At 55.9% G+C, this 14,328-nt stretch carries 14 protein-coding genes and 2 pseudogenes; 12 read left to right on the top strand and 4 right to left on the bottom strand.

Translation table 11 applies throughout. The features are described from left to right. Position 1: 1 nt before the first annotated feature. From ACF8EA_RS09660 to ACF8EA_RS09635, 6 genes and pseudogenes are all read left to right on the top strand, one after another. Entirely contained in the window at positions 2–289 is a 288-nt protein-coding gene (locus ACF8EA_RS09660; RefSeq protein ID WP_392521784.1) for a DUF2523 family protein, read from the top strand. Continuing rightward, entirely contained in the window at positions 289–1,359 is a 1,071-nt protein-coding gene (locus ACF8EA_RS09655) for a zonular occludens toxin family protein (protein WP_392521782.1), read from the top strand. The genes ACF8EA_RS09660 and ACF8EA_RS09655 overlap by 1 nt, the downstream gene beginning before the upstream one ends. Then, positions 1,356–2,576, top strand: coding sequence for a type II secretion system protein GspD (locus ACF8EA_RS09650; RefSeq protein ID WP_392521780.1), 1,221 nt, complete (start codon positions 1,356–1,358; stop codon positions 2,574–2,576). Before ACF8EA_RS09655 ends, ACF8EA_RS09650 begins: the two co-directional genes overlap by 4 nt. 352 nt (positions 2,577–2,928) lie before the next feature. Then, positions 2,929–3,105: a hypothetical protein gene (locus tag ACF8EA_RS09645; protein WP_392521778.1), complete on the top strand. Its 177-nt coding sequence runs from the start codon at positions 2,929–2,931 to the stop codon at positions 3,103–3,105. Positions 3,106–3,268: 163 nt separating this feature from the next. Further along, positions 3,269–3,850: a hypothetical protein gene (locus ACF8EA_RS09640; protein ID WP_392521776.1), complete on the top strand. Its 582-nt coding sequence runs from the start codon at positions 3,269–3,271 to the stop codon at positions 3,848–3,850. A gap of 297 nt (positions 3,851–4,147) precedes the next feature. Beyond that, positions 4,148–4,405 (top strand): annotated as a pseudogene (locus tag ACF8EA_RS09635) (transposase); the annotation flags it as partial. Positions 4,406–4,412: 7 nt separating this feature from the next. On the opposite strand, the gene ACF8EA_RS09630 reads toward ACF8EA_RS09635, so the two are convergent. Further along, positions 4,413–5,399, bottom strand: coding sequence for a DNA-binding protein (locus ACF8EA_RS09630; RefSeq protein WP_392521774.1), 987 nt, complete (start codon positions 5,397–5,399; stop codon positions 4,413–4,415). A gap of 179 nt (positions 5,400–5,578) precedes the next feature. Here ACF8EA_RS09630 and ACF8EA_RS09625 point away from each other — a divergent pair, with 179 nt between their 5' ends. Continuing rightward, positions 5,579–6,526 (top strand): site-specific integrase, encoded by a 948-nt coding sequence (locus ACF8EA_RS09625; RefSeq protein ID WP_103444413.1) that lies wholly within the window; start codon positions 5,579–5,581, stop codon positions 6,524–6,526. A gap of 298 nt (positions 6,527–6,824) precedes the next feature. Here the strand turns inward: ACF8EA_RS09625 and ACF8EA_RS09620 are convergent, their stop codons facing one another. Beyond that, positions 6,825–7,274, bottom strand: a complete 450-nt coding sequence (locus tag ACF8EA_RS09620) for a hypothetical protein (protein ID WP_392521772.1) — start codon at positions 7,272–7,274, stop codon at positions 6,825–6,827. A gap of 391 nt (positions 7,275–7,665) precedes the next feature. Between ACF8EA_RS09620 and ACF8EA_RS09615 the strand changes: the two genes are divergently transcribed. The 4 genes from ACF8EA_RS09615 (at position 7,666) to ACF8EA_RS09600 (ending at position 11,813) form a co-directional block, all read left to right on the top strand. After that, positions 7,666–8,238, top strand: coding sequence for a bifunctional pyr operon transcriptional regulator/uracil phosphoribosyltransferase (locus ACF8EA_RS09615; protein WP_392521770.1), 573 nt, complete (start codon positions 7,666–7,668; stop codon positions 8,236–8,238). Positions 8,239–8,434: 196 nt separating this feature from the next. Beyond that, positions 8,435–9,424, top strand: coding sequence for a ribose-phosphate diphosphokinase (locus ACF8EA_RS09610; RefSeq protein ID WP_392521768.1), 990 nt, complete (start codon positions 8,435–8,437; stop codon positions 9,422–9,424). 91 nt (positions 9,425–9,515) lie between these two features. After that, the gene (potE, locus tag ACF8EA_RS09605; protein WP_392521766.1) at positions 9,516–10,856 is read left to right on the top strand and encodes a putrescine-ornithine antiporter; all 1,341 of its coding nucleotides are present in this window, start codon (positions 9,516–9,518) and stop codon (positions 10,854–10,856) included. Between the two features lie 48 nt (positions 10,857–10,904). Further along, positions 10,905–11,813 carry an amino acid ABC transporter substrate-binding protein gene (locus tag ACF8EA_RS09600; RefSeq protein WP_392521764.1) on the top strand — a complete coding sequence of 303 codons (909 nt, stop codon included), beginning with the start codon at positions 10,905–10,907 and terminating at the stop codon, positions 11,811–11,813. 118 nt (positions 11,814–11,931) lie between these two features. Here the strand turns inward: ACF8EA_RS09600 and ACF8EA_RS09595 are convergent. Both ACF8EA_RS09595 and ACF8EA_RS09590 read right to left on the bottom strand, forming a co-directional pair. Beyond that, positions 11,932–12,083 (bottom strand): annotated as a pseudogene (locus tag ACF8EA_RS09595) (hypothetical protein); the annotation flags it as partial. A gap of 46 nt (positions 12,084–12,129) precedes the next feature. Continuing rightward, positions 12,130–13,113 (bottom strand): TerC family protein, encoded by a 984-nt coding sequence (locus ACF8EA_RS09590; protein ID WP_392521763.1) that lies wholly within the window; start codon positions 13,111–13,113, stop codon positions 12,130–12,132. Between the two features lie 768 nt (positions 13,114–13,881). Between ACF8EA_RS09590 and ACF8EA_RS09585 the strand changes: the two genes are divergently transcribed. After that, positions 13,882–14,262 (top strand): termination factor Rho, encoded by a 381-nt coding sequence (locus ACF8EA_RS09585; protein WP_392521960.1) that lies wholly within the window; start codon positions 13,882–13,884, stop codon positions 14,260–14,262. Positions 14,263–14,328: the final 66 nt, after the last annotated feature.

The following is a 14,328-nucleotide window of genomic DNA, read 5'->3' as shown; positions in this document are numbered from 1 at the left end:
TATGTTCGGCATTCTGCTTTCTGCTGGTAACGCGCTGCTTGGCTGGTTGGTGCGTGGTGTCCTGGTCAAGTTCGTGGTGATGGTCGCGCTGTACTGGATCGTCGCGGAGCTGGTCAGCGTCATGGCGAGCTGGTTGCCTACCGGGGCCGGTCTGACCTCGGCATTTGGTGGCATTGGTGCTGCCACCTGGTACTTCCTCGACCTGTTCGCGTTTTCTAACGGCGTGCCTTTGCTGATTGCGGCGTTGGTTACGCGCTTTCTGATCCGTCGAATTCCGGTAATCGGCTAATGCCTATCAACGCCTATACCGGGCTGATGGGCTCGGGCAAAAGTTTCGAGTGTGTCGTCTCCGTTATCGTCCCTGCGGTTGCCAAAGGGCGCCGGGTCGTTACCAACGTCGACGGTATCGACTCCGATGCCATCCGTGCCTACATCCACGAAAAACAGGGCGTTGCCCTGGAGAAACTCGGGGAAGTGGTGCACTGCACGAATGACGATGTGTTCAAGCCTGAATTTCTCCCGCATGGCACGGCGGTCGATACCTTCGTGCAACCGGGCGATTTGGTCTGCATCGACGAGGCTTGGCGCTTCTGGGGGACTGATCAGAAGATTTGCACGGAACATAAGATTTTCTTCCGCGAGCATCGCCATTACGCGCACCCGGTATCCGGCGTTACCTGTGACCTGGTGCTTATGGTTCAGGACATCGGCGACCTGAATCGCATCTTGAAAACGGTGGTCGAGCTGTCTTTCCGCACGACCAAAATTAAGTCGCTGGGCCTGCACAAGATTTACCGGGTCGAGATGTGGGAAGGCTGGAAACAGACGGCCAAAGCTCGCGTCGATGTGATGAACAAGAAGTACGACCCGGAAATTTTCCCCCTGTATTCGTCGTATTCCGGGGGCACTGGCAATGAAGTCCAGGTGGACGACCGGCAGAACATCCTGAAAAACCCGAAGGTTTGGTTTTTCCTGTTCATGATCGTTTTCGGGGGCATTGGGTCGGTTTGGGGGGTTCTGCACTTCTTCAATCGCGGTGCTACACCCGCTCCGGCTGCTCAGCAGCCCTTTAACGGCGCTTTGCCAGCTCAAGGCAAGGCCGCAACCCCTAGCGCGCCTCCTGCGCCTTCACAGGCATTTTCCGCTGATTGGCGTATTGCCGGTGAGATTGTCGTCGATGGTGCTCGCCAAGTTGTCCTGGTGAACGCTGACGGCGTGATTCGTTACGAGCATCCGAGCAACTTCCACAACTCGGGCCGGGTCATGACTGGCGAACTGGATGGTCACCGCGTCAGCACGTTCAGCGGTGGCAAGCCTCCGGCCGCTTCTTCCGTCCCTCTTCCAGGTAAAACACCATGATTCGGTTCCTGTTGCTGTGCCTGCTGTCTTTTTCCGCGCTGGCCACCGAGAAACAGCCGCCGTATCAGTTCGATCTGACGGGCCTGCCGATTGGTCAACTGGTTCAAATTTTCTATGCCGACGCATTCCGCAAGCCTTTCATCTTGTCGCCGGAAGTGCTCGAGGATCGTCGGCCTGTGTCGTTGCGTGTTCAGGGCTCAGCCGTCCAGGTGCGCGCCGATTTCGTCCGTCTCCTTAATGCCTTCGGCTACTCGGTGACTCAACGCAATGGCGTCGAGCACGTCATGCCGAAGAAAGAGCCAGCCCCGGCACCTGGTGAATATTTCCTGTACCGGCCGCTTTATCGGGATGTGGCTTACCTGTCCGAAACATTGTCGCCGTTGTTCCAGGGCAAATTCAGTGTCGATCGCGGGATTTCTGTTCCAGGACAAACGCTAATGAACGGTTCTGCTCCGCGCGGATCGGCTGCCAGCTTGCTTAACCGTGATGCCGATCAGCTGGTTTTCGTGGGCAGCAAGGCCGAGATTGCCAACTTGCGCTCTCTGCTCCCACAGGTCGATGTCGAAATGGGCGAGGTGATGTTGCGCAGCGCCGTGTATGAGGTTCAGACCGGCGACCGTGACGGGTCGGCCTTCTCGTTGGCTGCATCACTGCTCAAGGGCAAGGTTTCTATCAATTTGGCCGGTAACCCACTCGATAACTCAGTGAGTATCAGCACCGGCGATTTCAACGCGGTGCTCTCGGCCTTATCCTCTGATTCGCGATTTAAGGTAGTCAGCCAGCCAAGCTTGCGTGTGCGCTCTGGAAAAGAGGCAACCATCAATGTCGGTGCCGAGGTGCCGGTACTGGGTGCTTTGTCCTATCCGCAAGGTGCCGGGCAGGCCGTTCAATCGGTTGAATACCGTAGCTCTGGAGTGATCTTCACCATCACACCACAGGTCCGCGCGGCGGTCGTTGATTTGACTGTTGATCAACAGCTTTCCAATTTTGTTCAGACCACTACAGGCGTTAATAACAGCCCGACGCTGACTAAGCGTCAGTTAACGACCAATGTGCAGATGCGAAATTCTGAGGTAGTCATGCTTGGCGGACTGACCGAGGAAAAAACATCAGAAACGCAAACTGGGCTTTCATTCTTGCCCTCGATCTTTCGTTCAACGGTGATCGAGTCGAGCAAGTCTGAAATCCTCCTGGTTATCCAGATGGTTCGCATCTGAGTCTTCCGCAGCGTTTGTCTAACTTGAGGTCGTGAAGGGTAGGGCAGCTTGCTGCGCTGCCCTTCATGACCCGACAAGCGCAGCGCGTCAGTTACTTTCCTAAAGCAGACAATCATTCGTTTGATAATCAGAGCAGTGCCGGGGAGGGCACGCCCGCAGTGCGTTCAGCACGAGGACGTGCCATCATCGGTGCTGCTGCCCGTTAGATCGCCTCGATTTAGCAGCTAAATTTCTTCACCTACTTGGAGCTTGGCGGGCTTGTCATAGCGCACAACTGGATCGCGGTGCAAACAGACCACGACAAGCAAAAGCTCCATCCGCGGCGTCAAAACGCTTTGAAAAGGAGAGGGCCTTGGACGATTTCAAGCCTTTTGATCCAGTCGAATTTCTAGATGATGACGACATTATCAACGAATATCTTAGGATCGCAGCTACAGACCCTAATCCTGACGCTTATGCGATTGCCAAAGCTAATGTGGAGAAGGCCAATACTCGTAACCGCTCCACAGAACGGCACTCTTATAACTAAACTAAATGAATATTTAGTGTAGTTATTCCTTGGATTCATATTATAAGGGCAGGGTATCTCATCTGGTGAGCTAGGGGTAGCTCATGCGTGATCGCTAACGCTCAAGCATGCATGCTAGCGTTCAAGAATGAGCTAGAGGTAGCTCAACTGACGGAGAATTTTGATGCAGCAGCACCTTACGCCATGGATGATCGAAAGCGCCTACCGTTATTTGACGGCCGCAAAACACCTTAGACGCGGACATGACATGCTGGATACGGCACAGATTAATGCTGCACTTGGCATGGAAATCCTGCTTAAAAGCTTCGTTTCAAAGCCCAACGGCAATCTTGGCCAGGCCAATGAAACCTATGAACTCGACAACAACGCGATCAAGGCCGCCCACGAGCATTTGAAAGCGGCAGAGAGAATTCCGGCTTATCGGAAAGACAGACCACCTAGTAAGCATGATCTGTTGACGCTGTTTTATGCGATCCCTGAACCGATCAGGCAACGAGTTCGCCTTGATCGTCATGAGCATTGGATCGAGAGATACCGCGACGTTTTCACCAATGCGCGTTATCGATATGAAAACAGTGCACCGAAAGGTTACGACGACATTCTAATCGGAGTCCTGGACGAGCTGATTGACGACGTGGTGGACTGGTACCGCGAGCAGAAATGCCAAGATCTGTTCATCGTGTGTCACGGATTGACGCCGGCCGATTTTCAGCCCAAGCCTGGCAAGGAGCCTGAACCATCGTGAGCCTCTGTTGAAATCTGCCCACCCACGGCCCCGGTAGCTCCATACCAAGGTGCTCATAATGCATATTATGTTAAATATGATGCCATATCCGAATTATCCATGTGTTGTTGTCCCAATAACCCCCGGTCGGTTTTGCACAAACCTCCGTTCGATGCAAAATCAGTCCGTTGCATCACCATCTTCCCATCCTCACTTAGGTTGCCCTGTCACGAGTATCCGTTTCACCACCTGACGCTCTGAAAATTGGCCTGCACCAGGTACGTCTGCTAAACGTAGATGCACGACTCAAAGATGTTCGACGTCGAAGGCCTGTGCGGCGCGGGCTTCGATGTCAAAAGCCCAGACCGGACAAATAGCCGTAATGGCTACCGCGATCGTCTTTGGCAAACCCGCGCAGGCGACGTCGACCTGAAGATTCCCAAACTGCGCCAATGCAGCTATTTCCCTGGCTTCCTTGAACCTCGACGCATCGCTGAGAAAGCCATGGCGGCAGTCATCCACGAGGCCTACATCCAAGGCGTTTCAACGCGCGCCGTTCTGGACAGACTTCCTGCTCGGCATGCTAATCGCCGTTATGAGGTTCAGTGCTTTCACCAAGCGTCAAGGCTTTCCTCGCATCTGTCAGCTGCTGGCTGAGCTCAGCCGAAGTCGCCCTGAGCTGTGTGACCTCGGCGTTCGCAATCTCTGTCGCATTCCTGGCGAGCACCAACTGTTCCTGGAGCATATCTTTCGCTCCCTCCGCCCGCGCTGCAGCCATGTTTGCCAAGCCCAGATCCCCTTCCAATCGCTTCAGTGCGTCCTGGTTCTGATGAGCGAGCTTGCTCTGCTGGCGCGCTTCACCCAGCAGGCGTTCATTGTCACGGTTGAGTCTGGTCAGTTCGTCCTGTCGCACCATGAGGGTCTGCTGAAGCTGCAACAGTTCATGCTGCAATTGCTGGAGCTGAGTCTCGTGGCGATGCTGGTCTTGCTCGCGTTGCTCCTTGATCGCATTGCGGTAGTGCTCCAAAGCATCACGAGCATGGGCATGCTTTTCTTCCAGCGAGCGAACTTGCTCGTCTTTCTCCTGTACCCGCAATTCGAGATCAGTGCAGCTTTGGCTGATGCGTGCGTTGCGGGTAAGTTCTGATTGCAGTGATGATTGCGTGGTGTTCAGCTCTTCCGCCTGGCTTGCCAAAGCGGTGTCTCGGCTCGCGATCTCTCGCTGAGCCTGCTTCAGCTCTTCCTCAAGCCCCTCGATCTGCCTGTTCAGCGCCGCCTGGCTCTGTTCATGGGCACTGCGCTCCTGCGCCAAGGCAGCATTCCCCTCCTCCAGTAACCGCTTCAACAGCTGATCTACGATCCCAATGAGCTCATCACTTAAGCGGTTCGGGTCAGATTGAGGGCGGGCATCAGTAGCCTCCAGCTCCTGGAGATACCGGGAAATCGTTGTTTTAGAGCCAGTATTACCCAGCTCAACGCGCACCGCATCGATGCTCGGATTTACGCCTCGGGCAAGCAGCGCCGCACGCGCTTTCTGTACCAGTGCCTTGTTGATGCCGCCGCGCGCCATGGTCTCTCCTACGATTTCGTACCGGGTTACATGTCATGTATCTCCGTGTCATCTTACTCAATTTTGTTGCTAGGAAATGTAGATTTTCCATGAATAAATAATAGGGGATTATTTGTTCTTATAGCCCGCAATCGGCGAGAATCGTCTCCAGACCCGGTACGAATGGCAGGAAATGGCAGATGGACAAGGCGCAGCGGTACCTGACGGCAGGCAAGCGCGAAAACACGCGCAAAAGCTATCGGGCTGCGATTGAGCACTTTGAAGTGGCATGGGGAGGATTCCTGCCAGCTACGGCTGAAGGAATCGTTCGCTATCTTGCGGAATATGCGGAATCACTGGCGCTGAGCACGCTGCGTCAGCGCCTGGCAGCGCTCGCCCAATGGCATGTCACCCAAGGCTTCCCCGATCCAACCAAGGCACCCCAGGTACGGCAGATGCTCAAGGGCATCCGCGTTGTGCACCCGGCCAAACAGAAACAGGCTGCGCCGCTTCAGCTGCGCCACCTTGAGAAGACCGTCTATTGGCTGAATAGCAAAGCAGGAGAAGCGATCGAGTCGGGAGACTATCGGGCGCTGATGAGGTACCGGCGCGATGCCGCCCTACTACTCATCGGTTTTTGGCGTGGCTTTCGGAGTGATGAACTGGCCCGTCTTCAGGTCGAGGATACCCAGGCTGAGGCCGGCATCGGCATCACTTTTTACCTGCCCTACACCAAAGCGGATCGCGCCCATCAAGGCACCACGTTCCACACCCCTGCCCTTAAAAAGCTTTGCCCGGTTGATGCTTACATCAATTGGATCACGGTGGCCGGCATTTCCAAGGGCCCTATCTTTCGTAAGCTTGATCGATGGGGGAACCTGTCAGAAAAAGGGCTCAAGTCGAGCAGCCTCATTCCTCTGCTCAGGCGCATCTTGGAAGAAGCCGATATACCTGCGCAGGCATACAGCAGCCATTCGATGCGCCGTGGCTTTGCAACCTGGGCATCCGCAAATGGCTGGGACATTAAAGGCCTTATGAGCTATGTCGGATGGAAGGATATGAAATCTGCGCTGAGGTACGTCGACGCGAGCAGCTCCTTCGGCGGCCTAGCCGCTTACAACGCAGGAGAGATCGAGCATGATCGCTAAGCGGGAGGCTGGAGCTTCATTTTGCTGATTTCTGCCTCTGCCGCCCTCAATTCAGACGTAACACCTGACCACATCAGCACCAGGGTCGATATTTTTTCACGATTGAAAAAGGTTCGAGCAGATCGTCATCACTTGGATGGCGCATGCGCCATAGGCCTTCATCGTGAAAAGAGTACAAATGTTCTCCACGAAGGATAAAGTCGAGCGTGCGCACCAACTCACCGGCCGGGTCGTACTGATGGCGACGATGGATCGGGTCGACTGCTACCAGATACCGGCGCTCGTCGTAGCAGTAGTATCAGTCCAGTTTAAAGTAAAATTCAATGAACCTATTAAAGTTACTCCACTGCGGGCGAAGTCGCCCCGCTTTGAAAGCTTCCAGTCTCTCACCCAGGGAAATTTCAAGCACCTCTCCAGTCCTGGAATTATAGTAATATCCACTTTCACCCTCAAAGCTATCCAAGGGTATGTAATCAAGACTCAGACCTAGAGTGTCATGGGAGCGTTTCAGCGCAAGTTCAAACTTGGTATTTTTAGAGAACCAGCCAAGCTGATAGAGTTCATGCCCTCCCGAGGAAAATGTGGGTCCATCTTCAGCATGCAAGTAAAACTCAGCACAGTCCGACCCTATATCAATTCCTAATTTAACTAGTTCAGCCTCGTAATCTGTGCTAGCATCATCATACCACCAGCCTTTTTGGCGGCAAAAATTTTTAACTTTATCTGATAGCATTTTTAAATCAGCCACAAGTTAATTTACTTGAACGAATATTTTTCCACCTGCGCTCTCGACATCCAATAACTTTCTCTGTCGCCATTAAAACATTCTCACAGTGTCCGTTTCCACTAAGCCCCGCTCTCGAAAAAGTCAACCACTTACCCATGGTCAACAGCCCCTCCGCCTTCGTTCGCCTTCACAAATTTCCGTGCGGTCACCTCACGATGCATTTTGCAATGGTCGAGTCAGTTTCCGTCAACGGACGGGTTGATAGCAGAAATATTTCGTTGGTTGGCGCGTATTTTTGGCGACATCCGAACTAATCTGCAAGCTTGCTGCTGTATCACTTGGCTTTTATCAAGCCCACCTCAAGGGGCCCGGGTAGGCTCCCGGACACCGTTATCCAATAAGGAAAAACACCATGAAGCGCCCCGCTCCATCAAGAGTCCGTCTGTATGACGAACACGATCTGGACAGTGTGCTGCGCTCGATGGCCCGGCAGGCCATGGCTTGCCTGCCTACGTCTGAAGTGGCGCTGGTAGGCATTCAGCGGCGTGGTGAGCCGCTGGCGCAGCGCCTGCAACTGCACCTGCAAGCACTGACCGGCGCAGCGTCATTGCCGCTCTACCCGATCAAGGTCAAGCGCTATGCGGACGACCTGAGCCTCCTGCATGCCCATACTCAACTCACCGAAAACCCTGAACTCGCCAAGCTCGACCTTGCCGAAACCACCTTGCTGGTGGTCGATGACGTGCTCTACGAAGGGCACTCTCTGCTGCGCACCTGCGCCTACCTCGCCGAACTGGGTGCGCGCCACCTCATCAGCGCTGTGCTCGTCGACCGCCACGTCTGCCGCCAACCGGTGCATGCCGATATCGTCGGCATTCATTTGCAGGTCGCGGCGCAAGATATCGTCGAATGTCATGTGCCTCCCTACGAAGGCCAATTCTGCGTCGAGGTGGTGCGCCATGGCCGAACAGGCGATACCGCGTGATTCAACTGCCAGGTACAGACCTGATCGTGAGGATGCTGCACGGTGCATGGCTGACAAGCCGCTGTGAGGATCGCAGCCTTTGGCATGCGCTGACCCGCACAGTGTCCGCCCATGGCCCACGCTGTATTTGATAATCGTCAAACCCAGCGGTGCCAAGCCGCTTAAGTTGCCGGTAACCACCCAGGGAGCATCGCCCATGAACACCACAGCACCGTTGATGTTTGCATTGCAAGGCAGCGAGGGCTATGGCGATGCCGTTGCCCGACGCCTGGGCCTCTCCCTGTCGGCACATGTAGAGCGAGACTATGAGGACGGCGAGCACAAGTGCTGGCCCCAGGACGCGGTCGAGGGGCGAAACACCGTCGTGTTCCATTCGCTTTATGGCGATATGCACCACAGCGCCCACGACAAACTGTGCCGGCTGCTGTTCTTCTGTGGCGCGCTCAAGGACGCCGGCGCCAGCCAGGTGACAGCGGTGACGCCCTATCTGTGCTATGGCCGCAAGGACCGCAAGGTGGAATTTCAGGACTCGACCATTACCCGCCACGTGGCTCGCCTGATGGAAAGCTGTGGCATCGACCGGGTGGTGGCGCTGGATGTGCATAATCCCAGCGCGTTCGACAACGCCTACCGGATACCAGCCTGGAACCTGGACTGCGCGCAGCTGTTTGCCCAGCGCCTGGCGCCGCTGCTTGTTGCGCAGGGCATCACGGTGGTGTCGCCGGACATGGGCGGCATCAAGCGCGCCGAACAGTTTCGCCAGGCACTGGCCCAGCTACTGGCGCGCCCGGTCGCCATGGCCATGGTAGAAAAGCACCGGCAACACACGCAGCTCAGCGGTGAGTGCCTGGTGGGTAAGGTGGCGGGCAGCACGGTCGTGCTGTTCGACGACATGATCAGCACCGGCCAGACACTGCTGCGGGCCGCTCAAGCCTGCCATCGAGCCGGCGCTTCGCGCATTCTGGCTACCGCCACCCACGGACTGTTCACCAGCGCAGGGACACTGTTCGAAAGCGGGATGTTCGAACGCATCCTGGTCGCCGACAGCATCACGCCCTTCCGCCTGCCCGCCCCTTGCCAGGCCCGGCTGGACATCGTCGACACCAGCGCCCTGGTCGCTGAGCGCCTTCTGCTGTCGAGATCAAACGAGACTGCCAAGGGCGCCCAACCTACAGCGTTTACGTAGTCAAGCATTGAGCATTAGCCCCCTTATTCGGCCTCGCGTTGCTCGTTGCCGGACCAAGGTTCAAAACATTGAACGCGGCAAGGAGTTTGCGATGGCTGATTCAAGCAAAAAAATGAGCCTGGTCGGGCTCACGACGCTGGTGACAGTCAACATGATGGGTTCGGGGATCATCATGTTGCCTACCAACATGGCTCAACTAGGCGCCGTCTCGCTGTTGTCGTGGCTTTTCACGGCGATCGGCTCGATGGCCATCGCTTATTGTTTTGCCCAGTGCGGCGTCTTCTGCTCACGCTCCGGCGGGTTGTCAGCCTACACAGAAGAAGCTCACGCGAAGTCAGGTTTTTTCCTCTGCTCGTACCTGTACTTCCTGTCTCTGGCCATCGCCAACGTAGCCGTGGCCATTTCTGCGGTGGGCTACATGACCGCCTTCTTGCCCTGGCTGGGTAGTGGTGCCATCCCGTTGTGCATAGGCACCATCGGGCTAATCTGGCTGACCACCGTCGCCAACTTCGGCGGCCCCGGCATCACCGGCAAGATCGGTGCTTTCACGGTCTGGGGCGTGATCATTCCGGTAGCGGGCCTTTGCATCATCGGCTGGTTCTGGTTCAAGCCCGAAGTACTGGTCGCCGCCTGGAACCCTAACGATCTGCCGATCTCCGAGTCCATCGCCAAAGCCATTCCTCTGACCCTGTGGGCGTTCCTGGGCATGGAGTCGGCGGCCCAAGCCACCGATGCCGTGGAAAACCCCAAACGCAACGTGCCACTGGCCTGCCTGTTCGGCACCTTGGGAGCTGCCGGTGTCTATATACTGTCGACCACCGTGATCCAGGGCATCATTCCCAATGCCGATCTGGCCAAGTCCACCGCGCCCTTCGCGCTGGTCTACGCCACGATGTTCAATCCATTGGTAGGCCATATCGTCATGGCCCTGGCGGTCATGGCGTGTGTCGGCTCGCTGCTGGGGTGGCAATTTACGTTGGCACAAACTGCCAAGATGACCGCCGACCAGAACCTGTTCCTCAAGTTCTTCAGCAAGGTCAACGCCATGAACGCCCCTGTCGTCGGCATGATCGTCTGTGGCGTGCTGCAAACCTTGATGGCCCTGTCTACCATTTCACCGGATGCGGCCGCCCAGTTCAGCAAGCTGGTCAACCTGGCGGCGGTGACTAACCTCATCCCATATTTAACCGCGCTGACCGGTCTGCTGGTCATCATGTACAAGGCCGGTGTCTCAACGACGATCTACGCGCGCAACCTGGTGGTGCTGCTGGTTGCGGTGACGTACTCCTTGTATGCCCTGTATGCCTGCGGCAAGGAGGCGGTGATGGGCGGCACCCTGGTGCTGGCCTTCGGCTACCTGCTCTACGGTTTCCTCGCCAAGCGTTTCACCGACACGCTGCCAGCCGAACAGGCCGGGGCCGGCAATCCTTAGGCGCGGCAGCCAGGACTGCACAGACATCTGCATACGGGGAAACCTGACATGAACGTACCATTTATCAAAACCACCCGTTTTTTGCTCGCTCTGGCTTTTTTGACGCTGCCTCTGATGGCCAGTGCCTCCACACTTGAACGCGTACGCAGCAGCCACAGCTTCACCTTGGGCTACGTGCCAGACCTTGCGCCCTTCAGCACGCAGGAAGGCGACAAAGCCAGCGGCTATGCCATCGAGCAGTGCCTCAAAGTTGCAGACAAGCTCAAACGCGAGCTTGGCCTGCCGGATCTGCAAGTGCGTTACCAGCCCGTTACGGTTTACGACCAGGTCAGTGCGGTGAGCCAGGGGAAAGTCGATATTCTCTGCACGCCGACTCCGCCCACTCTGGAACGGCGCAAGACGATCAGTTACGCCATACCGATCTACACCGCCGGTCTCTCTGTCGTGGTACGCAAGGATGCCCCCGAATCGCTGCTCAATGTACTCAATGGCAAAGTCGCCAATAGCGGACCCACCTGGCGAGCAAGCATCAACAGCGGTCTGGCCAACCACACTTACGCCACCATTGAGGGCGGTGTAACGGAAGACTGGATTCGCGAAAGGATGCGCCTGCTTGGTGTAATCGCTTCACTGGTTACCGTGGCCAACAACGATGAGGGCATCAAGCTGGTCGCTGACGGCAAGGCGGACGCGTTCTTTGCCGAGCGCATGTTGCTGAGAAACGAAATAGCCAAGGAAGGGGCTCCCAAAAACCTGATGCTCCTGGACCGCATATTCGAGTACTCGCCGGTGGCGATGATGGTGGCGCGCAATGACGACGACTTCCGCTTGCTGGTCGATACGGCCCTGAGCGAAGCCTATCGCTCGGGCTCCATTGAAAAGGACTACGACAAATACTTGGGAGGGACCAACGATATCGTGAAGAAATTTTTCAGGGTGTATGCGTTGCCCGAGTGACATCAATCGCTACAAGCCGTCTGCGGGCGGCCTTCTAACCTTGGCCGCAGGCAAATATGAGAAACGCCATTTCCTGAGCCGGGCGAGTGGCACGGTTCTGCTCTTGGGTGCGGTACTACTGGCCCTTGACGATCAATACGCCGTCGCCAACGATGAAGACGGGATGTCGAAGCGCAGGTGCACGGCGCTGGACACCTTGTTGACATTCTGCCCACCCGCGCCTTGAGCGACGAAAGCTGCACCTGAGCGCCGAGCAGGCCACGATGCCATGCTTGCAGAGCTTGTCCTTGCTCTGTCGTTCAGCGGCCGTAATTATTCAAGAAGCGTTAGCGGACGCTCGGGTTTTCCAAAGCGAAAGCAACACGCCGCCAATCAGCAGGCCGATTGTAATGCTCAACGATATTTCGGCTGGCACTTTACCCACAATGTCATGAAGGAAAATTTTCGAGCCAATAAAGACAAGCACCAGAGCCAGCGCATATTTAAGGTAAACAAAGCGACTGATCATGGCAGCCAATGCAAAATAGAGCGCTCGCAAACCGAGAATGGCAAAGATGTTCGACGTATAAACGATGAACGGATCCTGTGTGATAGCAAAAATCGCAGGCACGCTGTCAACAGCAAATACCAAGTCGGCACACTCAATCAAAATAAGTGCAAGGAAGAGCGGTGTCACCCATAGAATTCTTTTTCCTGACGCATCGGGCAAGCGAACCACAAAGCGTTGACCGTGCAATTCTTTGGTGATGCGTAGGTGTGTGCGCAGGTAGTTGACGAAACGGTTGTTTTCCAAGTCAGGCGCATGATCGACGCGAGCGAATAGCATCTTGACCCCGGTGAAGACCAGGAACGCGCCGAAACAGTAAAGTATCCAACTGAACTGGGCGATGAGCGCAGCCCCAAGGCCAATCATGATAGCCCTCAGGACGATGACCCCCATGATCCCCCAAAACAATACTCGGTGCTGGTACTCCCGAGGAATGGCCAGGAAGCTGAATATCAGGGCAATAACGAAAACGTTATCCATTGACAGGGATTTTTCAATCAAGAAACCCGTCACATAGTCCATGCTGGCATCGCTGCCTTTCTGAAAATACACCCAGACCGCGAACAGAAGGCCCATACTGATGTAGCCTGCGGACAGCAACAAGCTCTCTTTGACTCCAATCTCCCGATTCCCGCGATGGAGCACACCTAAGTCAAGCGCCAACAGTGTTAGCACAACAGCGAAAAAGGAAAGCCAAAGCCAGAGGTCAGTACCAAGAACGTCTTGGTAGAGATACGTACTAAGGGCAGACATGAGCCCCTCCTGTATAGTCGTAGTTGAACAACTATGACTCCGACATGGCGGTATAACCGTCAGAGGGGCCCGGCGTCACGAATAAAGAATTTATCGAACGCGAAGTAGGCTGCAAGTAGAAAACATTTACAAATCTTGTCCATGACAAGCTAAAACGCTTGCAGTGAAAAACTAACTTCGCACACCTGATTGCACCAGCCTCATGGGTGCCCCGCACGTTATCAACGCCTTCATTGGAGCAAAGCGCCGCTCGCTCGTGTCGACCTGATGCAGCGCCTTCCGTCGGTCAGAAGGCACCCTCCCACGCACGCCAGGCCGAACATAGGGTGAACAATCCAAAAAGGCGTTTCACCATGACACCAGCAAAACCTTTTACGTTACTGCTTGCACTTTGCCTGGGCTGCCCTTCAGCACTAGCTTCGGCCGCCACAGACCTGAACCTTCAGCGCGCCCCAGGCATGCAATCGAACGACAATGGACAAATGAACGGCCAAGGCGGAGCGACTGGCTCGGGAACACCCGGCGATGGCATGGGTACGGGTGATGGCGGCACTGACGACAATGGGACGGACAATACCGGCGGTGACGGTACCGACAGCGGCTCGGGAACCGGCAGTCATGGCTCTGGTAGTAGCGGCACAGGCGCGGGCGGTGGTGGCAGTGGCTCAGCCGGAAGTGGATCTGGCGCAGGTTCCGGCAGTAGCTGAAAGGGCCTCAGTTCTGCCCTGGTTTTCAACCGTTCATGCAACCCATGCAGGAGGAAATACCATGCCACGCGGGGACAAAGACAAGTACACGGACAAGCAGAAACGCAAGGCCGAGCACATCGAGCAATCTTACGAGAACAAAGGCGTGGGCAAGGATGAAGCCGAAGCTCGCGCCTGGGCCACCGTCAACAAACAATCGGGGGGCGGTGAAAAACACGCAGGCTCGGGAAGCAGGACACCGTCGCACGTGAAGAAGACCGCACGCTCGGATTCGGCCAAGCGCGCCGCTGAATCTCGCCAGGGGCATTCGCGGACGTCCCACGCGTCGCTGGAATCGCAAAGCAAGGAAAGCCTTATGAAAGAGGCACGCAGCAAAGACATCAAGGGGCGCTCGACCATGACCAAGGCCCAGTTGATTGAAGCCCTGCAAAAACACGGGTGACGGCCAGATGTGATCGGCAACTTGGCAAGCCGGCTGAACGTTTGCTCAACCGGCCCGGTCGCACAA

It is taken from the genome of Pseudomonas sp. YQ_5, from assembly GCF_043103305.1.
Classification (GTDB): Bacteria; Pseudomonadota; Gammaproteobacteria; order Pseudomonadales; family Pseudomonadaceae; genus Aquipseudomonas; species Aquipseudomonas putida_Y.
The sequence above is the reverse complement of the archived record's forward strand: the minus strand, read 5'-3'. Positions and strand labels throughout refer to the sequence as shown.